We start from the raw sequence: 23,591 nt of genomic DNA on the forward strand, positions 1-23,591 counted from the left end.
CGGCGGGGGAGGTGGCGCGCCCTGTATCGCGTCGGGGTCGAGTCGCACGGAACTCCAGGCCATGCCGCAATCGTCAAGTGCTGTGGCGATCGGTCGGCCGCATGCCTCGCACATCATGTTGGGCCCGTCGTCACCGGTGTAGCCGCAGCACCCGCTGGCCGCGTCTGGACGGTAGACGAGCGCGCGGACGTCGCCCTCGTTGATCACGATCGTCCTGCGGATGCCGTCCCGTCCGAACGGCTCCGTGTCGACGGCGAATTGGCCGGGCGCCATGAACGGGGGAGGATCGAGGTCCTGGTTCCGGGGGAAGGCCGGTGTGCAGGATGTCCGCTTCAGCTCGACGGTCACCGCCGTGCCACAGCCTCCACACGTGAACACTGTCATATGAGAAAAGTGTCGCACGGGCTGACAGAGCGGTACCCGATCTTCGCGTGTGCCGTTGACAAGGATCTCGTAGTCGATCGCGGACCGGGGATCGTTGTCGTCACTCGAACGCGTGCGACGACTGCGGCGTGAGCTCCTGATGCGTTCCTGCGACGCGTCATGGACCCCACCGTGCGAGCCGGGGGCACGACCGTGCGGCAGGAGAACCCCAAGGCAGAATGGACGGCTTGATCACTTGGCGCAGGCCCACCTGGGACAGTGGATTCTGCGGCTGATCTGTCGGCTACTGGCCGAACGAGAGCACCGAAACGACGATCACGATCAGCACGAGCACCAACCAGCCGCCCAGGATCGCCAGTAGCGCGATGATGCAGCCCTTTCCGTTCCATGGTTGGGGCGCGGAGCCGAGGGCGCCTCGGGAGTGGGCCCACATGGGGGCGCGGTATTCGAGTTCGAGTGCCATCCCGGGCTGGAGCCAGACCGTCAGGTCCGCAGGACCGATCTTCGCGGGGAGGAAATAGGGCAGGTGGACGTGAAGATGGTGCTGGCCGGGAGGAAGCGGGATCGTGTTGCGGCCCCATTGGCCCAGCATCGGATGGCCATTGAGGACGATCATGGGGGTGATCATGCCCAGCATGAAGCTGAGCCAATGCCGCTTCACCTCGAGGACGAGATGCGCCTGCGCCCCGGTGGGACCGGGTTGGGGCGGACGGCTCCACGGGGTGTGCGGTACGGGCGGATGCATGGCGCTCATGATACTGCGACCCGATCTCTCACGATCTTCCGATGACGGCGTGCGCGCCCAACTCGTCGAGCGCGTCCGGAACGGCCACTCGACGCTCGAGCGGCACAGACGTGCCCCAGCCGTATGACGACGTAATGGCGGGAACCTGGCAAGGCAGGCCGATCGTCGATATCGGTATGGGCCACCACCTGGCTCGCTATGGAGGGACGGCACCGATGAGCTTCACCGACGACGCGGCCATCCGCAGGCTGCAGTCCAACGCGGTCTCTCTGCTGTTCAAGCTCCTGACGGAGGATTTGCCGGTTGCCACGTGGGGGGTCTCCGACGTCCTTGACCTGGAAGGCGGCACGGGCGAGCTGGACGGTCAGCTCTCACACGACAGCGGCGACAGCGAAGCCCTCGAAGGCATGGTCAATCAGTGGGCCGGATATCTGCGGGTCACGCCCCTGTGGGACCCGGACGGGGATGGTGGCCGGCTGCACGCGGTGGGCGAGGTGGGAGGGGTCAAGGTCGAGGTCTGGGCGTACCTCGGCCAACCACCGATGCGCCACTACCCGCCGCTCTATCCCGATGACCTCTGAGTCTCCCGTCCTCGAACTCGACCGACCCGACTGAGTAGGGGGTACTCATGCGCCGGGCGGTGATGCGGCGGACGATCCTCTGACGGGCGGCAAACCCCAGGAGGAGACCGTGGGCGTCGAACATGGAGCGAGAACGTGGCAGGGGCGGTGGGCGTCGTGGCGCCGGCGGCTCACGCTCGGGGCGATCGGAGGGCTACTCGTCGCATGGATTCCGGTATTGGCCACACCGGCCGCGGCGGCGGCCCCGACCCTGTCGCTGACCTTCTCGATCGACTATCTCCGGCAGATCGAGGACCCCGACGGCGGGGGTATCGGAGACGGAGACTACTTCCCGAGAGTCCGCATCGCCGACGGGCCCATTGAGACAGGCCCGCGGATCGAGGACGACGAATTCGAGCCCTTCGGCCTGCCCGAGGCGCCCAACGGCTGGCGCTTCACCAAGACGGACCTGCCCGGCGACAAGCCGACCGTGGACATCACCGTCACCTTGTGGGACTGGGACGACGGCCTCAACACCAACGACGACAGGATGGACATCAGCCCCAGGGGCGACGACGTCGAACTGAACCTCGTCTACGACATCCGCTCCGGCTCCCTGTCGGGGGACGACATCGTCTTCGGCACACCCTGCACCCATTCCAACGGCCGGAAGGTGGGCCAGAGCTGCGCCGAGGGCGACGGCGACCATGGCTACCCCAAGGACAACGACGGCAGGATAACCAGGATCGGCATCACCGTCTCCACCGTGTTACCCGACACCGACCACGACGGCATCCCGGACATCATTGAGCTTTCCGGGGTACGCGACCGCAACGGCGCGGTCATCGCCGATCTCCCAGCGGGCGGCGCCGACCCATGCCGTAAGACGATCATCCTGCAGACCGACTTCATGGCCGACGCCAGGCACTCCCACCGGCCCAAGGATGCCGCGATCACGCTGGTCAAGAACGCCTTCGACGCCGCGCCGGTCAAGGCGGAGAATCCGTGCCCCTACCCGGGGACACACCGGGACGGCGTCGACTTCATCCACATTCTGGGAAGGCAGCTTCCCGAACAAGCGACCATGGGCCTGAACAACAACAACGACTTCCGTAATGCGCGCAACGCCAACTTCCCCGCGGAGCTGGCCCCGTACGCGCACTATGCGATCTTCGCGCATGACATCATGCTCGGCAGCGGAGGCGGTAGCACGCCCGACCCTGGAACGTCGGGGCAATGCTGCGAACCCACCAGAGACAACAACAAGGACTTCATCGTCACCCTCGGCTCATGGCGAACCATGTGCGTGGCGGACTTCGGCCGCGACTACGCCGGGGACGGCATGCTGCAGACCACGCGGGCCGGCGACGACGCGGTGATCGGAACTCAGATCCACGTGGGCCCCGACCGCATCTGCGACACGACCAGCGCGCACCCGACCGACCGGCAGGTGCTCACGCCCAATACGGGCGACGACGACGCCTGGGTCGGCACCGTACAGGACCAGGCCGGCACCATCATGCACGAACTCGGGCACGCGCTGAGCCTGGATCACGGCGGCGACACTGGCGAGAACTGGAAGCCCAACTACATCAGCGTCATGAACTACTTCTTCCAGACGGGGATTCCCAACAGCCCGCCGCCGCTGCTGGTCGATGAGCTGCGGGACTGGAGGAAGGGGGCGGTCCGCATCGGCTACTCGAGCGGAAAACTTCCCGAGCTGAAGGAGCCCCAGCTGAACGAGGCGGACGGGATAAAGGACGGCACCGACTACACCTTCTGGTGGCATGACAACCCCACCGCGGGCGGCCCCAGGTTGTTGCGGTCGGACATCGGCAACGGGCCGCTCAACTGGAACGACAACCACGACGCCACCGGCAGGCCGATCATCGATGCGGGCACGGTGGACGTGGACATCAACGACAACAAGGGCAGCCCGCCCCTCAAGGATCACGACGACTGGTCGGCCGTCAAGTTCCGGGCGGCACTGTCCCCCGACGCCGACGGGCCCGCTTGCAGCGGCTACACCACGGGCACGAGCCCGTCGCTCTGCGCCGGCGCGGGCGGCGACCCGGAAAAGGAGCTCAACTTCGACACGGCGGTGCGGCAGGAGCTGTCCTTCTTCAACCAGTACGACCCCGACATCGCCACGACGAAGACCGTCGACCGGTCTGACGCCGAGCCCGGCGACACCCTGAAGTACCAGGTGAAGCTGGACAATGTCGGCACCGGCCTCGCGACGGCGATCGACCTGACCGACACCCCGCCCGGCGGCGGCGCCCAGTCGCGCCAGGTGCCCTACCTGGGCGCGGGACTGTCCAGAACCGAGACGTTCACCTATACGATTCCCTGCGACACCGCCAACGGGACCGTCCTGTCCAACACGGCCACGGCGATCGCGCGCGACACCAAAGGCGGAGCCGAGGCGAACACCACCAACAACACCGCGACGGCCACGACCACCGTGCACGCCCCGAAGCTCACCCTGTCCAAGACGGCGCCGCCGACCGTCAACGCCGGCGAGGCGATGACGATCGATCTGAAGGCCACCAACGTGGGCAGCGGCACGGCCACCGACGTGACCCTCACCGACACCCTCCCGGCCGGGGTCTACTACAGTCAGGCCCTCGACCAGGGCGCCGGACCCAAGCCCTCGTCCGTCACCGCCAACGCGGACGGCACGACCACGCTCACCTGGTCGCTCGGATCGATCGCCGGCGGCGCGAGTTCCGATATCCAGTTCACCGCCCGGCCCGGCCTGCTGTTCGTCGCCGGGAACGAGATCCCCGACTCGGCCACGGCCACGTACCAGAACCCGAACGGCTGCGCCTACGAGCCGGTGACCGCGACGGACTCCACCAGCATCACCGAGGTCGCGCCCACCCGGAACCCATGGCCCCAGCTGTCCTGGCAGCTGCACCCCGACCGGCAGACCGCCGAACTGCTGGCCCGCATCCAGGCGACCGATACCCGTTTCGACGGAGCCGACGGCTCCGCTCCCGACGGCGTCCTCACCCGGGCAGAAGTGAAGGCGGTCTTCGCCCTCTCGATCAGCCAGTCCGACCTCCTCCGAGCCCAGCTGCTGACGACATACCTCAACTTGGCCGACCGGCGGATCAACGCGGCCACGAAGATCGTCTCGCTGGTCGCCGCGGCCCTGGAACTGAGGTCCGTGGGCCAGGCCGCCCGCCACGCGCAGGCCACCCTCCTGTTGCCGGACACCCTCGCGAACCTGCTCCGGTACACCAAGGCGACGACCGTACTGACCGAGATCAACCTCAACCTCAGCGAACGCTACTGAGCCGAACGGCCCGCCGCGCCCCTTCGCGGCGGGCCGCTGCGGCTTCGTCTTTGGATCACCAGATGATCCAGGGGCTCTGCGCGCCACCGCTGAAACCGACCGTGCTGCCGGTCTGCTTCCAGCGCTGGCGCACGTCGATCTTGGCTCCGGTACGTGGAATCGAGACCTTGAAGGGGCCGCACATGACGATCTCACCCGCGTTCGACGGGGGAGACGCCCGTGCAGATGAAGGGTTGGGAGACGTTCACGCCCGCGTCGGTGTTGAGCAACTGGACGTGGATGTCCGAACGTACCGAGCTGGACCCTCTGGCGCTCGAGAGGTCGGCAAGCTTCGGCAAGCACTGTGCGGGGGTGCTCGCGGACATCGGCTCGGACTCGGCGCTGGACCAGCTGCACCGCATCGCTCAGCGGGCCATTCCCGGACTGCGCCAGACGGCCGAGGAAACACTGGCCTGGGCCGCGAAGAGGCGCGGCCTGACGTTCGACGAAGCCGCCGACTGACGCTACAGAGGGCCTTGTGGGGCGCCTGAAGGTCCGGACTTCATGCAGGCCCAGCGCGCACCGCGATACCTTGCAGGCATGACGACGCACTGGACGCTCGGTTGCGACGCGGCCGACCCGCACAAGGTTGCTGCGTTCTGGGCGACCGCGCTCGGCTACGTGGCTGAGCCGGGGTACGACGACCCGGACGGCGCATCCATCATCGACCCGGACGGCGTGCGCCCAGCCATCGGCTTTCTCCGGGTTCCTGAGGGCAAGACAGCCAAGAACAGGATGCACATCGATATCCGGGTGGCAGGCGAGCCGCCATGGGACATGGCCGAGCGCGAGCAGCTCATTCGCGCGAAAGCAACCGAGCTGGTCGTGGCCGGGGCTACAGCTGTCCGCGAGGAGTTCTACGGTGAGCACCTTGGCCACATCGTGATGCTCGACCCGGAGGGCAACGAGTTCTGCGTCGCGTAATGGTTTTCTCAACCAGCGCGCAGAGCCGGCGATGAGCGAGTCACCCGGAAATCGCCCGGCCGAGATGACCCGCTCGACACCAGCCACCTAGAGCCGGGCCGTACAGCGGACGCATCTGGCAGGCGGCACCGGCCGCACATCGCTCCAGTCCGCCTTCCTGATGATCTCGGCGCTCCAGGCAATGCACCCCGGCGATCACCGTAGCCGCTGCGCCGCCGCCCTCGTTGTCAAACAGGCGGCCGTCGGTCAACAGCACCACCGGCGCGGGCCCGGCCTCGTCTCCCTCGGCCGAGCGGGGCCGGCCCGGCCGAGGCGGTCCACGTCCAGGTCCACGCCGTCAAGTGCCACGGTGGTGCCGTAGCGCTCGCTCACGGCCTTGATTTTCAGCACGATTCCCATGCGTCCACGCCGGCCGAGGGAGAGGGCGGCGCTGTAGCGCCATGCGTCAGCCAGCCGTCACCTAGTCGACGCGTTCGGCGTTGGAGTCGTAGCCGCCCCCGCCCGGGTAGACCCAGGCTCCGCTGAGGCTGCGGCCGTCAGGACTGAAGGTGCCCTGGTAGTAGGCGGGGGATCCCCGATCACCCGCCCAGATGGTGAGGGTGTCGCCGTCGAGCTCGTAGGTGTAGTCGAGGGTGCTGCCGTCGTCGCCGTAGTAGCGAGACTTGATGTCGGCGCTGGGCTCGGCCATCAGCGTCCGTTCCCGGCCGATGATCTCGATGCCGTGCGTGTCGCCCAGGTGGACATCCTGCTGGAGGAAGAAGTCGTTCAGCCAGCGGTAGGTGACGGTTCCGTCGTGCCCACCGGTGATCTTCCAGGTGCCGACGAGCCTGGCCAGGGCCTGCAGTGCTGGGTCTTTGGTCATCGCCGTCTCTCCTTCAGCGCAGGTCGTTTCCTCTACAGACCGGCGTCAGCGAGAAAACTCATCGGTCGTCCTGATGTGAGGGGACGGCCCGACGAGGAATCAGGTGGCGAGCGCGTCCGCGTGGCGCCGGAGCACCTCCCGCCATCGTTCGCCGGCCCGCTTCTCCGCCTCCAGCGCCAGCTCCACGGGCGAGCCCGAGGCGCAGACCCCGTAGACAAGGTGCGCGATATCCGACGTCAACAGGTCGTTGAAGTGGAACGACCCCTCGAACCGTTCGACGCCAACTTCATGCCGCTGGTCCGGCAGGCCGGGCAGGCCCGGGCCGACATCCTGCTCCTGCCCTCCAGCGACTGGGCACAGGTCATCGACGCGCTCGCACAGCAGGCCGTGTTGCGCGGCCGGTTTCAAGTACCGTCAAATGTCGGTGCTTCTCTTGTGGAATGTCGTTCCCGCTGGTGGGCGGTGCTGCGATGGATCTTGTCGCGCGACCTATCGCTATCACGCCGTGGAATTCCTGGAAGCGTTCAGAGTGGTGATCATCAACGGGCCTCGCCAGTCCGGGAAGACCACACTGCTTCGTCAGCTGGAGGCTTATCGTGGCGGCACGTATCTGACCTTGGTCGCGGCCGGGCTGGGCAACCAGGCCATCGCCCGGCGGCTGCACCTGTCAGATCACACATCCGCTGATCCTGGGAAAGCGCGGTAGGCCATGGCCTTGTTCATCGCACTCACCACGTCAGGTGCCTCCACAGTTCGCTGTATCCGGCGGGAGTCGTCCCTCTTCGGGCATGTACGCGTGAACATGCCGAAGGTCCCCGAGTTCGGTCAGACGGCAGACGATGCGTGTAGAGGACGCGAGCGCAATGAGCTCTCCTTCACAGCGGCCGTCCACTCGAGCGCATCGGCCGACTCGCAGAGCAGCGCGGCGGCCAGCGCGGGCCGTAGGCGTCGAGATCGCCATCGGGTGCTTTGAGCACCCGGTCGAGCAGGATCAGCCCCGCACGTACGAGCCTGCCCTCACTGCGGTTGATCCCGGCGGGTGCCGGCCTGCCGGGCGATCGGCAGGTATCCGGGTAACTCGCGCGCCACTTCGCAGCGTTGCGCGTCGTCGTATCTCATCATCAGGGTCGCGACAGCGGAGAGGTCCTTTGCGTCGATGGCCGCGCGGCGGACGAGCTGCAGGACCCGGTCGGGTTGATGCAGTCACCGGTCATGCTCAGGGCACTGGTTCGGCCAACCCGGTCCGTCAGGTCGGGAGGGAGCCCGAGCCTAGGAGACCAGAGCCATGATCTCCGTGGCTCGCGCGATTCCGGGCTGGTAGCGGCAGTCCGGGTGGTCCGCGCCGGGCAGGTCCGTGGCGGCGATGCTGTCATCGCGACGCACGCCGTGCAGCGCCATCTGGGCATGAGCCCGAGCCGCCAGCGGGTCACCGGCCTCCAGCGCGAGCCTGGCCGATTCGAGCTGAAGCTCGATATGCGTGAGCCCGAACCCGCAGTCTTGCGCCACGTGTATCCCCTGTCTCAACACGGTCGCGGCCCTGGGGAGATCGCCGTTGTCGATCGCCAGGCGTCCGCGCAGCAGGTGCAGCAGGCAGAGATGCTCCTGCGAGCCTGACCGCATCACCCACTGTCCCGTCTTGTCGAGACGTGCCTGACAGCGGCCGAGCTCACCTTGACGCCGCGCGACTTCGGCCAATATGAGGTCGGCGCGGGCGGTCTCGTCGTTCCAGCCGTCGCGCGGGATCGCGTTCGCCGCCGCCGCGGCCTCATCGGGCCTTCCCACCGCCAGCCATGCGTCGGCGATTGAGATCGGCAGTCCCGGCCAGTGTGGCGCCTGCCCCAGCGTCTCCGGCTCCGCGCGCCCGGTGAGAACCTCACAGATGGTCAGGATGGGGTCCTCGTGGCAGGCCTGCAGGAGGTCGGCCACCGTGTTCAGCCTTCCTTCCAGGCAGCCGAGCATTCCCTGCCACCAAAGGTCTCCCGGCTCGGCGAGCCGCCGGGCCGCCTCCAAGTCGCCGAGGGCGCGCAGGCACCACAACAATCCTCCGGGATGGGGGCAGCGCGGGAACTGCTCCATGATCCGAATGCAGCGCCCGTACTGCCCGAGCGCCCACGCGAGATGCTCGGTACCGCCCAGGCGGGTGAGGAACAGGTCGGCGGCCTCCTGCGACCTGCCGATGCTGAGCGTGTGATGGATCAGCTCTTCGAGCACGTCGAGGGCGGCGTCGTCGCGGGGCAAGCCAGGCCCGGGCGCAGCGACCAGGGAGCTGTAGCGCCGCCTGACCGCCTCGTGCGCGAGCCTCGCGTCGAGAAAGCGGCGATAGAAGTGATCACGAACCGCCGGGTGCACGGTGAACAGCTCCCCACCGCTCGGCAGCACCAGGTGCAGGTCGGCCAGGCGCTGCAGCAACCGCTGGAAGTCCGCTACCGCGAGCCCGGCCAACGGTCCCGATACGCGAGAATCGCTCGCCGTGGCGAAGACCGCCGCGAGATCTCCGGCGGCGATGGCGAATCGGTAGACGGACAGCCGGCTCAACAGCGCCACCTCCCCCTCCGGAAGGGCTCGCTCGTATGCCATCAGGCAGCTCGCCAGCCGACGTTCCTGCGGACTCGCCGATTCCGGTGCGGCCTGGGGCAGGTCGCGGGCGGCCGCGGGGTTTCCGTCGCAGAACGCCGCCAGGTAGCTGCCCAGATGGTCGAGCGTCAGCGCATGAGCGCCGAACCTCTCCGCAAGGTCCGTCAGGTCCTGAGGCGTTCCCGTGACGCCACGCCGGCGGAGCAACTGCACGCCTTCATCCGGAGTGAGCGAGGTGACGTCCTCCATCCAAACGGTACGGCCGATCCACGGTTCGATACGAGTCAGGGGGAAGCGGCTCGTGATGACGGCTTTGGTGTTCCCCAGGCCGGCGGCCAGTTGGCGGACGAGCTGGGCGAGCATCGGGTCGGTGATGTCACCGAAGCGCCCGGCGGCGTCGCGGGCCACCTGCACGCGTTCGAGCCCGTCGAGCACGATCACATGACGTCCTTCCTGCTCGAAGGCCTGGACGATGTGGTAGAACCAGCCGGCCTCGCCTAGCTCGTCCGTGTGCCGGCCTCCGGGGAGCGAGGGCGCGAGATAGGCGTACAGCTGTCCCATGAATCGCGCCGTGTCGGGATCGTCGTAGAAGCTCCACACGAACAAGGAGTCCGGGACAGGGACGGCTCCTGACCGGACCCGGTCGAGGTACTCGGCGACGAGCGCCGTCTTGCCGGCCCCGCCCAGGGCCACGAGGCAGAACAGGCCGCCGCCGGGGGTGGCGGCGAAGCGTTCCAGCGCCTCGAGGTGAGTGGCGCGGCCGACGAAGGCGGGTGCGGCTGGCAGCGGGTGAGCGATGAAGAAGGGGCGCGCCCTGGTGACCGAGGCCGTCCGCGCCGGTTCAGCGACATCGGTGAAGGCCGCCACCGCCGCGGGATTGAGCTCGCCGACCCGCTCGATCAGCTCGTCCAGCGCACCGTGCTGGTCACACCAGACGACCAGCCGGCGAATGATCTCGGGCCGGCTCATCGCGTCGGAGAACTCTTTGTGGACGGGGTAGAAATAGTCGAGGGCGAGATCGCGGACCTCTCGCTCGCTGAGCGCGTCATTGATCAGGTTGCGGACCGCTCCGGCGCGGGACATCCTGGACATCGTGCCGCCCTAGGCCTGCAGCCGGCACAGGCGGAAGCCGATGTTGGGCGTCATGTGCTTCCCCCATTCCCCGATCCACCACGGGCTCTGGTCGCGAGAGTTGCGGAACGACACGGTCACCACGTCGGCGCAGTCGGCCCAGGACCCGCCGCGCAGCACGCGTTCTGTGCCGAGCCCGGGGCCGGTGGGATCGACGGCGGGACTCTGCCCGTAGTATTCGGCGTCGTACCAGTCACTGGTCCATTCCCAGACACCGCCGCACATGCCGTACAACCCGTAACCATTGGGCGGGAGCTGCCGCGACGGCAGGATCGAGAAATGGTCGAAGCGTTCGGCGTCGCAGATGTCGCGTGACGGCGCAGCGTCTCCCCAGGAGTAGCGTCTGCCGACGAGCCCGCCGCGCGCGGCGGCCTCCCACTCCGCCTCGGTGGGCAGCCGGTAGGTGACGCGATCGTCGCTGATCCGGTTGGCGAGCTCCACCGCCTCCTCCCACGCGACGCTGACCATCGGCTTGCGGTCGTAACGGATCGGGCGGCGCGGGTCTTCACGGGGCACGGCACCGAACAGCTCCTGAAGGTCGGAACCCTCGGCGGCGCCATGGGCGTGCCAGTCCCGAGCCGCGACGGTCCCGTCCTCGCAGTACTGCAACCTGATCTTGTTGGCCTCGTTCAGCATGAACATGGTGCGGTCGCCGCTCGGGGGATCCTTGGGGTGGGAAAACGGTGGCGGCGACCAATCCATGAGGTGCGCGAAGGACGCCCAGCTCACCGGCGTCTCCGACAGCCAGAATCCGCCGACCAACACCGGATGCACGGGCTGCTCGTCGGCTTCTCCGGTACTGCTCCCCATGAGGTACCTCCGCCGGGGGACGTAGCGGAAGACGATGCGGTGCTCGACGACGGCCAGCGAGTCGAGTACCTCGGCGCGTGCGCGGGCGATCCCCTCATCCGAGGGGTCGAGGGCAAAGGCGTGATCGTAGAACGAGGCCGCGATGTGCGTACTTCCCTCGCACTGGAGCCGAGCCGCTATGTCGGCGAGACCGCGCGGGTCGCCCTCGCGCGGGTCGAGCTCGTACAGCCAGGCATATTCTTCACCCATGCCTGTCGTCCCCGATCACATAGAGCGTGAGCAGGGGGTGGCGCCGCTGCGGCGCCGCCAGCCACGGGTCGGCGGCGTCGATGGAGCCGTTGAACGCCAGCGCCCGGGCTCGGCACCCTCCGCTGAACCCATCCGCCTCGCCGCAGGTGCCGCCGGGCAGTGTCCTGATCGAGGTGAAGCCTTCGCTGCGGTGCCATAGGTCGGCGAGCCGATGCTCGCGGATGTTCCCGGCGACGTACGCGGACCCGAGGAAGCTGCAGGGATTGATCTCTCCCGAAACGGAGATGGAGCAGACCAGGTTGCCCGCCCCGCAGCCGAGATTCTGATGCACCACGGACTGGCGCTCCTCGCGCAGCCGCGGACTGAACGGGTCGATGTGCCGCAGCACGGGCGCAGCTCCGGCCAGCCGGTCGAGCGCCTCGGTGTACTGATCGTAGGTGGGCATGAGATCGAGGTGGCCCAGCGCCGTGCCAGCCGGGTACAGCGGCCGGAACACTGCCGTGGAGGCACCCACCCGTTCGGCGAGTGCGGCGCACTCCTCGACTTCCCCGGCGTTGGTGCTCATGATGGTGAAGGCGAGTGTGAACCGGGCGTGCTCACGCAGCACTGCCAGCCGGTCGAGCACTCGCTCGAAGGTGCCGGCGCCGCGTACCCGGTCGTTGGACTCCGCGGTCGCCCCTTCCAGACTGACGTTGAGCCAGACGAGATCCCGCTCGCCGAAGGCTCGTGCCACGTCCTTGTCGATGAGCAGCCCGTTGGTGGTCACGCACGGGTGCAACCCGTGGCCGGTGGCCAGATCGATGATGTCGAAGAGATCCTTGCGGAGCAGCGGCTCGCCGCCCGTCAGCCCCAACCGGAAGGCCCCCACCGCTGCCATGTCGGCGAACAACCGGTCGAGCTCGTCGAGCGTCAGCCGCCGCTCTCGCCGCGGCAGGTCGCCGGCGAAGCAGTGCGTGCAGGTCAGGTTGCATGAGGCGACTATTTCGAGGTGGACGGCCAGCGGCCCGGTCAGGTGTTCCGGATGGGGCTCCACGTCCAGCAGTTCCCCGGCCAGCCGCTGGTCCAGGGTGAAGAAGCCGAGTTCGTCGAAGTGGTCGAAGAACCGGTCGAGCGCGCCCACCAACTCGGAGGGTTCGCGCTGTGCCCACTCGGACCTGATGCTCGGGAACGGCTGGTCGATCAGGTCGGTGAGCAGCCGCGTCGTGTCCTGATCGAACGGCAGGTAACGCGAGGTGCGGCGGTCGAAGACCGTGCACCCGAAGTATTGGGGCACGACGGCCAGAGGAGGCCGCTCGAACTTCTCCCTCGGCACCCTCTCGGTGAAGCGCATGGCCGTTCCTCAGTGCTCAAATGGTGCGGGGACGTGGAAGAGCCGGCGCATCCACAGGCGTTCGGCCGGGGCGGAGAGCGGCTGTGCGCCCAATTCGAGCACCTGGTGGCCGCGCCGATCGTCGGCGTCGTCGGGGAACACGCCGGCCGTCATGGGGAGCCAGTCGGTGTCGTCGAAGCCGGCTTCCAGCCACGAGTCGTCGTGGGGAGCCTCAGGTGTCCAGCGGAACGACCCGTCCGGGGACGACAGCAGGATCATCCCTGTTCGCGGATCCCCGTGGTACATGGCGAGCAGGAGCGTCGGCCTTGAAGAGGTGGCGGCCGTCACCTCGGCAGTGAACACGTGGACGCCGGGTTTCAGCAGGGGCACGGCCGAGGCCGGTGGCACCCCGTCGACGGTGAAGCGAGCTTCGGTCGCGTCGCGCAGCGCCACCCGAATGGTGACGGGCACCGATTCCCGCGGGTTGCGCCAGCGCAGGACCACGCCGCCGCAGCCGGCGGGCACTTCGCAATGACTGTGCTCCTCGAGCACGAAAGTCGGCGACGACTTGACGTAGCGGTGGATCGAATTAAGCCTCAACTCCCGGTCGGCCATTTTCACCCTCCAGCGCACCATCATAGACACGGCGTAGTCGCCGCAGGGTTGGCTTCATCTCACGAAGTGGCGGTCGTAGGCATTGGCGTTGACCGTGCGTACGCGCTGGGCCAGTTCCGCTAGACCGTCCCGGTTCGCGCAGTGTTCCACCAGCGCCCGGATCTTGGCCGGACGGCTCATCCCGGAGGAGAACTCGCCGTATACCCGCGGGTAGTAGTCCAGGCACAGGTCGTCCAGCTCCGAGTCAGACAGGGCGTCCGCCAGGAAGGAACGCACTCCGCGGACGCCGAAAGGCGACGGAAGAGTCTCGGGGTCGGACGCGTGTGCAAAGGCCATGGGCGGCCCCTTCGTGCGGGCATTTCCCGCCGCGTAGTAGGCGAGCACGAAATTGTCGGCTTCCCGGTAGTCCAGCGTCGGGTGCTGGCGGCCCTTAGTCCATTTGGGCACGACCTGCCGGGCGTGCATGGCCAGATCGGCCACTCGGACATAACCGTCCTCCGCGCTGTTACCGACGCCGGAAAATGCCTCCACCAGCGCGCGGGTGAAGTAACTGTAGGGCTTGGAGGTGAGGGAGTATTCGCTCTCCCTGGATGAGGCGATGAGGGCCCTGCCCTTTCCCGCGACCATCAGCTCCCGCGCCTCCGGAGGCATAGGTGCCTTGACCGCTCCGAGGTCCTCGAACGCCATGCCGCCCGCGTGACAGCAGTCGAGAATGAGCGCCAGACGTCCGCAGCGTAGACCCTCCAGGGCGGTCGCCAGCTGAGCCCCGCTGATGCCGAGCCTGGCCAGATCCGCGGTGTCGTAGTCGTACGGGAGGAGGAAATGCGCGCCATTGTGCCGCAGCCCGTGACCGGAGAAGTAGATGACCGCCGTGGAGTCCGGGCCCGCTCTCCGCGCCAGGTCGCCCAACGCTTCGAGCACGGCGGCGCGATTCGCCCGCGGGCCGGTCAATACGGCCACCTGGCTCTCCGGATAGGCGCAGCGCTCTGGGTCGTGCAGGATCGCGGCGATGCCCTGCGCGTCCTTCACGGTGACATCCAGGTCTCGCCCGACGCCGACCACGACCGCATGCCCGGGCGTGAACACGGCCGTCATCGCCGTCCTCCTATTTCCCGGCCAGGAAGGACTGCCACGTGGGCGGAACCATGGGCCCGGCCGGTGTCTTCACCTGATCCGGCTTCATGGGATTGGTCTCGGAGAGTGCCTTGATGATGAGTGGCGCGGACAGCCCGATATTGAGCACCAGAATGGCGTTCTGCGCGTCCGTGCCGTACAACGCCGCGAGCCCGCCGCCGGTCGCGACCATCAGACCAGTGATGATCCAATAACGCGCCCTGCGTGCGTAAGCCGGGAAGTTCTCCGATTCCCGTAAGTTCCACCAACGGCTGAGCTCGGCCACCGCTCCGCCGAGGCATCCTACGGCGAAGACAGGCAAGAAACCTGAAATGATCATAGGTCCTCTCCCGGCGGCATGCGGCTCTCTCAAGCGCATCCTCCCCGAGGAAAGACCGACACGCCACCCTAGAGGCGATCAAGAACCTCATGACGGATCCAGGGGACGTGGGCTGTGACGCGCCTCATGGATCCGGGTCTTGTTACGCCCAGGACCCACGCGAACGCCTAGCATCGGCGGACGCGGGACCCGGCGCATGAGACATGTCAGGATGCGATGGCACCCACACCCGCATCCCGCCCTCGGGCATGGAGGCTTCCCTGCCATGGCTAGTGTGTTGACCACAGACGTTCGCCGGGTTTGATCATGCGGCCTTGGGGCGTGGGGCGGCCCCAGCGTTGCTGGCGTTGGCTGCGGACTCGGGCGCGTTCTCGGCGTTGGGCGGCCGGCACGTCGGGATCGCGGGCGTTGGCGTTGCGCCAGCGCAGGTATACCCGCAGCAAGCTAAGCGCGCTGGTGGTCGCCGCTCGCACCGTCGATGAGCTCGCGCACGATGTCCATGTGGCCGACGTGCCGGGCGGTCTCCTCGATCATGTGGATGAGCACCCAGCGCAGCGTCATCTTCTCGCCGCGCTCGTTGGTGCCGAGGTCCTCGAGGCCGAACTTCTCGATGACCTCGTCCGAGGACGCGCGGGCGCGGGCGTAGAAGGCAAGGACGTCGGCAGTGGTCTCGCCGGGGTCGACGCGCAGGTCGGCGTCCTCATCATCGTCGTCGAACGGGAGCTCCTCGTGCTCCTGGCCGAATGTGTCGGCGAACCACCAGTACTCGACGGCCGCCAGATGCTTGACCAGGCCCAGGAGGTTCGTCCCGGACGGGGTCATGGGGCGTCGCAGCGCCTCGTCGTCCAGGCCCTCGACCTTCCACAGCACCGCGTCGCGATGCCGGTCCATGCTGGCCTGGAGGCTTTCCTTCTCACCGCCGGTGAACGGGACTTTTTTCATGCCCGGAACGTAACAGCTGCCCCACCACTCGGGCTAAGTGGTGGGCCACCCGGCACACCCGCCATGGACCTCGAACGGCGTGTCATCAGACCCGGTGAACGTATGTGGTCAACGCACTAGACCTCGTGGGATCTCCGATCAGGAGGTCCTCCGCCTTATCCAAGACGGGCTAAGCCCCGAAGAGATAGGGGAAGGAACTCGGCCGCTCACGTGCCACTGTCCACAGGGCGCTCCAGCGCTTGGAGCAGGTTCGCGGCTACGTGTGGCACGATGACGTCTTCCCCTGGCCGGTGCACGCAGCTCACAGCCAGACATGGCCGACGAAGTACATCCAGGCACTTTCCGTGGCCGCCAAGACAGGCGGCGGCGCCATGGACTACCTGAAGGTTGCGTACCGGTAGGCGGCAGATCCTCTCGACAGAGGCATGGACATCGGCTATGACCCCACACGGGACAAGACCGACCTGTGCCCGCAGGGTGGTTACTACGAAGTTCCAGCGCCCAGTGATGGAGGCTTCATCAAGAAATTGTATGAGGCCGCTCTCAGGGGACCCGGTACATAGAAAGCAGTGATAGACGAGTAACTCGGGGAGAGCGGTGCCATCCCGATTCACCGGAGTCCCCTTGCGTAACGACGTCCAGGCTCCCTCCGGGCTGGAGAAAGTATCGCAGCGTGGTCCGCTCGACTGTGATCCGCAGGACCATGCATCTGATGTGTCCTCATGACTTCGCCTGGCTGCGGCCCGCGGTCGAGCCCATCGTCAGCGTCGCCCTGCGGCATACCTTTTACGCGCGGGAGATCGAGGGCCTGGACCTGGGCAAGCTGGCGCAGATGGGCCGGGAGGTGCTCAGCGGCCGGATGATGACCCGGCGGGGGCTCGGCCTGTTGCTGGGCGAGCGGTTCCCTGGACGCCACGCGCACCGGCTGGCCGATGCGGTGGAGCTTTTGGAGCCGCTCGTTCACGGCCCGTCGGCCGGTGTCTGGGGAAAGTGGAGGAACCGGTCCTTGATCAAGGTGACCCTAGCGGAGGACTGGACGGGCATCCCCATGGCTTCGGAACGGCGGCTCGAGACGATGGTTCTGCGTTACCTGGCGGCGTTAGGGCCGGCGAGCGTCCCTGATGTGCAGGCCTGGGCCGGTGTGACGCGGCTGCGTGAGGTGGTGGAGGGGCTCAGGCCGCGCCTGCGCGTCTACCGGAACGAAGACGGTAAGGATCTGTTCGACGTGCCCGAGGCGACGCTCACCAACCCTGATCTGCCGGCCCCGGTGCGGTTCCTGCCCGCGTTCGACAACAGTCTGCTCGGCCATCAGGACCGGAGGCGAGTGATCAGCGAGGAGGATCGCAAACGCATCGCCCCGGCAGCCTCGGGCGGGGTTCCGACGTTCCTCGTGGACGGCTTCGTCAGTGGCACATGGGCGCTGAAGGACGGGACCGTGCGCATTTCACCGTTCCGGCCGCTGGCCGACCCCGAAGCTGTGCTCGAAGAGGCGGAACGCATGCTGCCCTTCATCGACGCGCACGCCGCCCACATCGCGTGATCAGGAATGGTTCTCCGCCGTCGGGCTTGGGTTCACGAGCAGCAGCCTGAGCTGCTCGTGCCCGTGCTGGGCTGTCCGCTGTGGAGGTCGTCGTCGTGGCCGGCGGCGATCCGTGCCCATTGCGCGGTCGGCCGTCCGTCCTTGCGGAACTGCTGGCCGAGCGTCTCGTACGGCTGCGGCCAGCCGGACGGGGAGTCCTCCCAAGTCTCCTGCCGTCCGTAGACGGTCATATCGAGGATGCCGTAGGACGGCGCCATGGGTTCGACGCCGCGGCCGGTAGTCCAGTACGTCTCGTAGACGCGGTCCCCATGGCGAAGGTAGCTCGCCTCCTTCTTCACCGGACAGGTCCGCGAACTGTCCTATCTGCACCAGCGTGACGTCACCTTCGCCGTCTTCTGCCAGGGCCCCTACGAGGAATCAGACCGCTACCGCCGCTTCATGGGCTGGGACATGCCGTGGTACTCCGTACCCCCCGAGTCGCACGAACGACTCGTCGCCGGCCGCCACTTCGGGACGGCCACCGCGGCGCGGAAGGCCACTCCGGCCCGCCCGGCTGCGGCGGCCAGCTCCACCGCGATCTGCCATTTGGTGCGAAAGGCCGGGTCGTTCCTGCCGCCGGGCAGCCGCCGGGCCGGGGTGTAGGGCTGGGCGTGCAGCGGGTAGTACAGCCGTTCATCGGCCCGGTGACGGTGACGATGCCGTTATCGGTCTTGCCGATCCGGCCCAGCCATTGGCGGCCGGCAAAAGCAGCAGTCGCGGTGCCGTCCTTGCGATCCCCGCTGTCATCGATCACCAGCACCCCGCCGGCATGCGCGGCGGTTGCCGGATCGGCCAGCAGCAGGCCAAGCCGCCGCTCGTTGATCTGATCGGGATCCCAGCACGACTCCGACAGGAAGAACTGCAACCGCTGCGCCCGCGGCGAGCGCGCGTCCGTCACCGGCTCCGCCTCAGCCAGACACGTCACCGTCTTGTTGCGGGCCCGCGGCTGCAGCAGCCCGGCCAGGCACTCGCGAAAACCACGCCGCTGCGCCACATGCGTGAACAGATCATCGAACCGGGCCGCGTACTCCTCCAACGGCCCCGGCGCGGGCGGACACGACTTCGTCTTGGTCATCTCACGGCTCCCTCACCAGGGGAAGCCCCCGCGCCAAGTTTGTACCCACCGAACATCTTGATCCAACGAACTACCGCTAGCGCGTCCGCGTGGCGCCGGAGCACCTCCCGCCATCGTTCGACGGCCCGTTCCTCCGCCTCCAGCGCCAGCTCCACGGGCGAGCCCGAGGCGCAGACGCCGTAGACCAGGTGGGCGATGTCCGGCGTCAGCAGGTCGTTGAAGTGGAACGCCCTCTCGAGAACCCCAGCCAGGCCACCACGCCCACCTCGCAGGCCCGTCCTCCGAGAAGATCTCGTGCAGGTCGGAAGCGATCGGGTGGCACACTGGGCGACATCACCTGTTCTGGGCGAGCGGAGGCCGGATGGCTCTGCAGGGCGAGCGGCCGCCTGCCGCGCCAGGGCTCACGCACCCACTCATCAACGGCAAACTGCTGGTCCCGCCAGTCCGGCCGGGCACCGTCGGCAGGGGCAGGCTGACCACGCTGCTCGACGACCACTCCCAGCGCCTGGCCGTCGTGGTCGCGCCCGCGGGATGGGGGAAGACCACCCTGCTCGCCGACTGGGCCCGGCGAATCGCCCCCGCAGGCGGCACCACCGTCGCGTGGCTTACCCTGGACGACTCCGACGATGAGCCGTACCGGTTCTGGACCTACCTGATTTCGGCCCTGCGGACGGTGAGCCCGGCGCTGGGCGGCGCGGCGCTGAAGGCCTTACGGGTGACCGAGGTCGACCCGCTCGAGGTGGCCGTGCCCACCCTGCTCAACGACCTCGAAGCGGTGACAGGGCGGCACGCCCTCGTGCTCGACGACCACCACGTGCTCCGCGACCGGCGGATCCACGAGGCTGTCGAGTTCTTTCTCAGCTACCTGCCGCCCTCCCTTCGCCTGATCATCGCCTCCCGGCTGGACCCGGCGCTGCCGCTGGCCCGGCTCAGGGCCGGCGGAGAGCTGGCCGAGATCCGCGCGGCAGGGCTGCGCTTCACCGGCGACGAGGCGACCGGCCTGGTCAGCCGGATGGCAGGCGACGCCCTCGACCGCCATGGGGTCGCCGCCCTGGTCCACCGGACCGAAGGCTGGGCGGCCGGGATCAAGCTGATGGCGCTGGCGATCCGGGCCGCCCCGAGCCCGCCGGCCAGTGTGGATCCGCTCGGCGGCGACGAGCGGCACGTCGTCGACTATCTCACCAGCGAGGTGCTCGACGGCCTGCGCGCCGGGCAGCGCGACTTCCTGCTCCGCACATCCGTGCTCGATCAGCTGTGCGGCCCGCTGTGTGACACCGTCCTGGAACGTGCCGACTCCCACCTGGCGCTGGCCGAGCTGGAAAGGGCCGATCTGTTCCTCGTCGCGCTGGACTCCCAGCGGTTCTGGTACCGCTATCACCGGCTCTTCCGCGAAGCTCTCCGGCGCGAACTGCTCACAGTGGCTCCGGAAGCCGGGCCGCGGCTCCTGAGCCGGGCCGCCGGGTGGCATGCGAACGCCGGAGATCAGGAGCAGGCGATCCGATACCTGATCGCCGCCGGTGACCAGCACGGTGCGGCGGAGCTGCTGGCCGCCGCCGACGACGACTTCCTCGCCCGGGGTGCGATCGGCGCCTACCTGCGGCTCGGTGACAGCCTCGACGCAGAGACCGTACGGGCCAACCCGAGGCTGGGCATCACGCTCGCGTCGGCCGCGGGCTTGACCGGCCGCCTCCACCGTGTGGCCCCGCTGCTCGACACAGCGGAGGCCACCATCACCGCCGACACAGCCCCTCCAGCCGGATGGCGGTCGGGGCACGCGGCGGCGATGACGCTGCGAGCGGTATACGCCCAGGACGGCTGGACTCCGGAAGAACTCCTCGCCATGGCCCGCCGTTCGGTCGAACTGGAGGTGGACCCGGGGATCCCCGGGTGGGTGATCTCCCGGATCGCTCTCGGGAGCGTACTGTCCGGCACAGGTCACTACGATGACGCGGCGCGGGTGCTGGCGCAGGCGGTGGAACGGGCCGCGGTGGCCGGCCTGCCCGCGTTCACCCGGCTCCAGGCCACCGGACTGCTCGCCATCGCCCTGTCGAACCGAAGCGATACCGAGCGCGTCCGCGTGCTGTTGCGAGGCGTGCTGCCCGAGGTCGCGGCGATCGAGGCCGAACTCGGGGACGCCGCCGCGCCGGCGGTGGTCTTCCTGCGGCTGGCCGAGGGCGTCGTCGCCCATCGCGACGGGCATCTGGTTCGGGCGCGGGATCTGCTGCTCCACGCCGTGCACCTGGCCCAGATCACCGGCCATCCCACCCAGGTCGTACGGGCCCTGGTCACTCTGGCGGAGCTGGAACTGGCCTGCGGGGACCGCCGGGCGGCGTCGGCCGCTCTGTCCGAGGCCGACGAGGTGGCGCGGACGGGGCCGGTGTTCCCCGCGGTGGCCGCCGCTCTCGCCGAGACGCGCCTGCGTGCCGGGCGGAGCACCATGGCCATGACCAGTCGGGCCGGCAGACCGGCGGAACCGCTCACCGACCGGGAGCACTCCATCCTGCGTGCTCTGCGCGGTCCGCTGAGCCAGCGGGAGATCGGCGCGGAGCTCTACCTGTCGATGAACACGGTGAAGGGCTACAGCAAGAGCCTGTACCGCAAACTCGGCGTAACGTCCCGCGCCGAAGCCGTCCAACGCGGGCGCGACCTCGGGCTGATCTGACGCGGCCCCGCCTTCCACCCTGGGTGGTCCAGCCCCTGGGTGGTGTGCTCTCCCCCCGTTGCCCGCGATGCTACGCGCCATGCGACGAAAGGGCGCGAAATGACGACGAACTACCAGGTGGAGGTCCGCGGGATACTCCCGAGCGGCCTCAACGACGAACTACGCCGCCGATTCGGGGCGGTGGTCGTCCAGTCGGACGGCGACCGCACGGTGATGCCGAACCTGGCCGTCGACCAGGCCGGCCTGCGGGCCGTACTCGATCTGCTATGGGACGTGGACGGCGAGCTGCTGCTCGTCAGGGCCATCCCGTCAGACTCGGAGCGGGGGAACCGATGAGGTCGTGGCTCTGGCTGCTGGCCGGTGCGGCCCTGCTGCCGTTCACCCTTCTGCAGACCACCATTCCGCTGGCCGCGTGGGTGGCGCCGGTGCTGCTGCTGCGCTTCGCCCGGACCACCCGGGCCCGATGGGCGCTACCGGCTCTGGCCGTCGCGGTCGCCGTCGGTGCCGCGATCAGCTTCCGGGGCGTCTTTCCGGGTGACCAGATCGCGATGATCGCGGCCGGCGCCGGCGTGCTCGGCGTCGTACCGTACGCGCTGGACGGGCTGCTCGGCCGGAGGCTGAGCGGGCTGCCGCGCACCCTCGTCTTCCCGGCGGCCGACGTCGCGCTGGCATTCCTGTTCAGCACCGGCGAAATGGGCACGATGGGGCATGCGGTGGGCACCCAGGTGGGAAACCTGCCGCTGCTGCAGTCGGTGTCGGTGACCGGCCTGTGGGGGCTCGCGTTCCTGATCGCCTGGACCGCACCGGTCTGCAACGAGCTGTGGGAACGCGGCTTCGACCTGCGAGCCGCCGGGCGGAGCACTGTCGTCTGGGTCTGCAGCCTGTCCGCCGTCCTACTGCTGGGCGGGGCGCGGCTGGTGTTCGACCCACCGGCCGGCTCGACCGTCCGGGTGGCCGCACTCGCGCCGAACCGGGCAACCGACGACGCGTCCGTGGCCGCCGGCATCAAGGCCGGGCCGCGTAGCGCGGCGGAACGCGCGGAGCTGAGACGGCGGTACTACACCCCGACGGTCGACGACATGTTCGACCGAACGGTGACGGCCGCCCGGTCGGGAGCCAGAATCGTCCTGTGGTCCGAGGCCGCGGCCTACGACTTCGTCGAGGAGGGGGCAGCGGTGGTCGAACGAGCGCGGGCGGTCGCCCGAGCGGAACGGATCTATCTTCAGATCGGCGTGGTCTACCTGCTGCCCAGGGAGCGGAGCCCCAACGTCGAGATCCGCGCCATCATGATCGACCCGGGCGGCACGGTCGTCTGGAACTACCTCAAGACGTCCACGCCCGTCGGTGACGGCAATGTGCCCGGCCCCGGGGTGGTGCCCACAATAGACACGCCGTACGGCCGGCTGGCGACCGTCATCTGCTTCGACGCCAACTTCATGCCGCTGGTCCGGCAGGCCGGCCAGGCCGGGGCCGACATCCTGCTCCTGCCCTCCAGCGACTATGCACAGGTCACAGACGCGCTCGCGCAGCAGGCCGTGTTGCGCGGCGTGGAGAACGGGATGAGCGTCGTCCGGTCCGCTCGGCTCGGGACCTCCATAGCCGTCGACCACCAGGGCCGGATGATCGGGTACGAGGCGAGCTGGTTCTCCAGCGACGCCCGCACCACCGACCACACGATGACTGTCACGGTGCCCCTCCAGGGACGGCACACCCCGTACAGCCGGTGGGTGGGCGACGCCGTCGCCTGGCTCTGCCTCACCGGCCTGCTCGCGATGACGGCTGTGGCAGCCGTGCGCCGGTTCCGCCCGACGGCCGCCGCAGAGCCCGACAGGGCCACGGAACCCGCTCTGCCTGCCGTACGAAGCTGAACGTCGAAAGCGCTACCGCACCCGCTACGCCCCCGCTTGGCCTACCTCACGGTGCGGGACTGCACGCTGCTGGGCCTGGCAACCGGCAGCTCCACCGGGGTAATGACACCGCCGCCCGCTCGACGGCAGCGAACGGGCTGACGCCGAGCCACCGCGGCAGCGCCCGGTAGGTGGCTGCAGCAGTGGCTGCAGCTCCTGCCCGGCTGGGGTGAGCCGGTAGCGGGGCTCACCTTCGATGATGTGGCGCTGCACGAGACCGGCCCGCTGCAACTCGCGTAGCCGCGCCGCGAGCAGCGACGGCGCTTTCCGGGGGAGGCTACGGACGATGGCGTTGAACGGTCCTCACCGGGCTCCGGCACCTGCCCGCCGGGACGGTGGGTTTGTACTCCAGTGACACTTCGCGATCATGGTGCGGATCTGCGCTGGTAGTGGCAATGCCGGGCTGTGGCCTGGTGGCGGCGGCGCCAGTCTGACCAGCGCAGGATGTCCGTGATCGTGTGAGTTGTGCC

General features: G+C 68.4%; 24 protein-coding genes and 3 pseudogenes. 11 read left to right on the top strand and 16 right to left on the bottom strand.

Annotation, left to right across the window (positions count from 1 at the left end; translation table 11 throughout):
• Together ETD86_RS36285 and ETD86_RS36290 are read right to left on the bottom strand one after the other, a co-directional pair.
• Positions 1–348: pseudogene (locus ETD86_RS36285) on the bottom strand (hypothetical protein); the annotation flags it as partial.
• A gap of 319 nt (positions 349–667) precedes the next feature.
• Positions 668–1,129 carry a hypothetical protein gene (locus ETD86_RS36290; RefSeq protein WP_211370532.1) on the bottom strand — a complete coding sequence of 154 codons (462 nt, stop codon included), beginning with the start codon at positions 1,127–1,129 and terminating at the stop codon, positions 668–670.
• Positions 1,130–1,344: 215 nt separating this feature from the next.
• Here ETD86_RS36290 and ETD86_RS36295 point away from each other — a divergent pair, with 215 nt between their 5' ends.
• The gene (locus ETD86_RS36295) at positions 1,345–1,710 is read left to right on the top strand and encodes a hypothetical protein (protein ID WP_138671169.1); all 366 of its coding nucleotides are present in this window, start codon (positions 1,345–1,347) and stop codon (positions 1,708–1,710) included.
• 217 nt (positions 1,711–1,927) lie between these two features.
• Positions 1,928–4,990, top strand: a complete 3,063-nt coding sequence (locus ETD86_RS36300; RefSeq protein WP_138671170.1) for a CARDB domain-containing protein — start codon at positions 1,928–1,930, stop codon at positions 4,988–4,990.
• Between the two features lie 55 nt (positions 4,991–5,045).
• Here the strand turns inward: ETD86_RS36300 and ETD86_RS59340 are convergent, their stop codons facing one another.
• A complete protein-coding gene (locus tag ETD86_RS59340) occupies positions 5,046–5,174 on the bottom strand; it encodes a hypothetical protein (RefSeq protein WP_281287012.1) in 129 nt (42 codons plus the stop codon).
• 35 nt (positions 5,175–5,209) lie between these two features.
• Between ETD86_RS59340 and ETD86_RS36305 the strand changes: the two genes are divergently transcribed.
• Both ETD86_RS36305 and ETD86_RS36310 read left to right on the top strand, forming a co-directional pair.
• On the top strand, positions 5,210–5,491 hold the full coding sequence (locus ETD86_RS36305) for a hypothetical protein (protein ID WP_138671171.1): 282 nt from the start codon (positions 5,210–5,212) through the stop codon (positions 5,489–5,491).
• Between the two features lie 78 nt (positions 5,492–5,569).
• Positions 5,570–5,953, top strand: coding sequence for a VOC family protein (locus ETD86_RS36310; protein ID WP_138671172.1), 384 nt, complete (start codon positions 5,570–5,572; stop codon positions 5,951–5,953).
• A gap of 246 nt (positions 5,954–6,199) precedes the next feature.
• Here ETD86_RS36310 and ETD86_RS59345 read toward each other — a convergent pair whose 3' ends face one another.
• The 3 genes from ETD86_RS59345 to ETD86_RS36320 all read right to left on the bottom strand — a co-directional run bounded on the left by ETD86_RS59345 (position 6,200) and on the right by ETD86_RS36320 (position 7,223).
• The gene (locus ETD86_RS59345; RefSeq protein WP_281287013.1) at positions 6,200–6,325 is read right to left on the bottom strand and encodes a hypothetical protein; all 126 of its coding nucleotides are present in this window, start codon (positions 6,323–6,325) and stop codon (positions 6,200–6,202) included.
• An 88-nt stretch (positions 6,326–6,413) separates the two neighbouring features.
• Complete coding sequence (locus tag ETD86_RS36315) at positions 6,414–6,815, bottom strand: hypothetical protein (protein WP_138671173.1); 402 nt, start codon at positions 6,813–6,815, stop codon at positions 6,414–6,416.
• A gap of 99 nt (positions 6,816–6,914) precedes the next feature.
• On the bottom strand, positions 6,915–7,223 hold the full coding sequence (locus ETD86_RS36320; protein ID WP_138671174.1) for a hypothetical protein: 309 nt from the start codon (positions 7,221–7,223) through the stop codon (positions 6,915–6,917).
• A gap of 97 nt (positions 7,224–7,320) precedes the next feature.
• Between ETD86_RS36320 and ETD86_RS59715 the strand changes: the two genes are divergently transcribed.
• Positions 7,321–7,521, top strand: coding sequence for an AAA family ATPase (locus ETD86_RS59715; RefSeq protein ID WP_342779335.1), 201 nt, complete (start codon positions 7,321–7,323; stop codon positions 7,519–7,521).
• 563 nt (positions 7,522–8,084) lie between these two features.
• Here the strand turns inward: ETD86_RS59715 and ETD86_RS36330 are convergent.
• From ETD86_RS36330 to ETD86_RS36360, 7 genes are all read right to left on the bottom strand, one after another.
• Positions 8,085–10,472 carry a hypothetical protein gene (locus ETD86_RS36330; protein ID WP_138671176.1) on the bottom strand — a complete coding sequence of 796 codons (2,388 nt, stop codon included), beginning with the start codon at positions 10,470–10,472 and terminating at the stop codon, positions 8,085–8,087.
• Between the two features lie 18 nt (positions 10,473–10,490).
• Complete coding sequence (locus ETD86_RS36335) at positions 10,491–11,579, bottom strand: formylglycine-generating enzyme family protein (RefSeq protein WP_138671177.1); 1,089 nt, start codon at positions 11,577–11,579, stop codon at positions 10,491–10,493.
• Positions 11,572–12,909, bottom strand: coding sequence for a radical SAM protein (locus ETD86_RS36340; RefSeq protein ID WP_138671178.1), 1,338 nt, complete (start codon positions 12,907–12,909; stop codon positions 11,572–11,574). Before ETD86_RS36340 ends, ETD86_RS36335 begins: the two co-directional genes overlap by 8 nt.
• A 9-nt stretch (positions 12,910–12,918) precedes the next feature.
• The gene (locus ETD86_RS36345; protein ID WP_138671179.1) at positions 12,919–13,527 is read right to left on the bottom strand and encodes a hypothetical protein; all 609 of its coding nucleotides are present in this window, start codon (positions 13,525–13,527) and stop codon (positions 12,919–12,921) included.
• Positions 13,528–13,557: 30 nt separating this feature from the next.
• Complete coding sequence (locus ETD86_RS36350) at positions 13,558–14,598, bottom strand: caspase family protein (RefSeq protein WP_138671180.1); 1,041 nt, start codon at positions 14,596–14,598, stop codon at positions 13,558–13,560.
• Between the two features lie 10 nt (positions 14,599–14,608).
• Positions 14,609–14,956 (bottom strand): hypothetical protein, encoded by a 348-nt coding sequence (locus ETD86_RS36355; protein WP_138671181.1) that lies wholly within the window; start codon positions 14,954–14,956, stop codon positions 14,609–14,611.
• 444 nt (positions 14,957–15,400) lie between these two features.
• Entirely contained in the window at positions 15,401–15,898 is a 498-nt protein-coding gene (locus ETD86_RS36360) for a DinB family protein (protein ID WP_138671182.1), read from the bottom strand.
• Positions 15,899–16,137: 239 nt separating this feature from the next.
• On the opposite strand from ETD86_RS36360, the gene ETD86_RS55765 reads away from it, so the two are divergent.
• Both ETD86_RS55765 and ETD86_RS36365 read left to right on the top strand, forming a co-directional pair.
• On the top strand, positions 16,138–16,299 hold the full coding sequence (locus ETD86_RS55765; RefSeq protein WP_170223452.1) for a hypothetical protein: 162 nt from the start codon (positions 16,138–16,140) through the stop codon (positions 16,297–16,299).
• Between the two features lie 272 nt (positions 16,300–16,571).
• Positions 16,572–17,438, top strand: a complete 867-nt coding sequence (locus ETD86_RS36365; protein WP_138671183.1) for a winged helix DNA-binding domain-containing protein — start codon at positions 16,572–16,574, stop codon at positions 17,436–17,438.
• Between the two features lie 32 nt (positions 17,439–17,470).
• Here the strand turns inward: ETD86_RS36365 and ETD86_RS36370 are convergent, their stop codons facing one another.
• On the bottom strand, positions 17,471–17,776 hold the full coding sequence (locus tag ETD86_RS36370) for a DUF899 family protein (protein WP_211370533.1): 306 nt from the start codon (positions 17,774–17,776) through the stop codon (positions 17,471–17,473).
• Positions 17,777–17,801: 25 nt separating this feature from the next.
• On the opposite strand from ETD86_RS36370, the pseudogene ETD86_RS60295 reads away from it, so the two are divergent.
• Positions 17,802–17,861: pseudogene (locus ETD86_RS60295) on the top strand (hypothetical protein); the annotation flags it as partial.
• 92 nt (positions 17,862–17,953) lie between these two features.
• On the opposite strand, the pseudogene ETD86_RS36380 reads toward ETD86_RS60295, so the two are convergent.
• Positions 17,954–18,552: pseudogene (locus tag ETD86_RS36380) on the bottom strand (IS701 family transposase); the annotation flags it as partial.
• A gap of 361 nt (positions 18,553–18,913) precedes the next feature.
• On the opposite strand from ETD86_RS36380, the gene ETD86_RS36385 reads away from it, so the two are divergent.
• From ETD86_RS36385 to ETD86_RS36395, 3 genes are all read left to right on the top strand, one after another.
• Positions 18,914–21,214, top strand: coding sequence for a winged helix-turn-helix domain-containing protein (locus ETD86_RS36385; RefSeq protein ID WP_138671184.1), 2,301 nt, complete (start codon positions 18,914–18,916; stop codon positions 21,212–21,214).
• Positions 21,215–21,313: 99 nt separating this feature from the next.
• Positions 21,314–21,550: a hypothetical protein gene (locus ETD86_RS36390; RefSeq protein WP_138671185.1), complete on the top strand. Its 237-nt coding sequence runs from the start codon at positions 21,314–21,316 to the stop codon at positions 21,548–21,550.
• Positions 21,547–23,082 carry a nitrilase-related carbon-nitrogen hydrolase gene (locus ETD86_RS36395; RefSeq protein WP_170223453.1) on the top strand — a complete coding sequence of 512 codons (1,536 nt, stop codon included), beginning with the start codon at positions 21,547–21,549 and terminating at the stop codon, positions 23,080–23,082. Before ETD86_RS36390 ends, ETD86_RS36395 begins: the two co-directional genes overlap by 4 nt.
• Positions 23,083–23,106: 24 nt before the next feature.
• On the opposite strand, the gene ETD86_RS36400 is transcribed toward ETD86_RS36395, so the two are convergent.
• The gene (locus ETD86_RS36400; RefSeq protein WP_211370535.1) at positions 23,107–23,409 is read right to left on the bottom strand and encodes a winged helix-turn-helix transcriptional regulator; all 303 of its coding nucleotides are present in this window, start codon (positions 23,407–23,409) and stop codon (positions 23,107–23,109) included.
• Positions 23,410–23,591: the final 182 nt, after the last annotated feature.

Source organism: Nonomuraea turkmeniaca (genome assembly GCF_005889735.1).
Taxonomy (GTDB): Bacteria; Actinomycetota; Actinomycetes; order Streptosporangiales; family Streptosporangiaceae; genus Nonomuraea; species Nonomuraea turkmeniaca.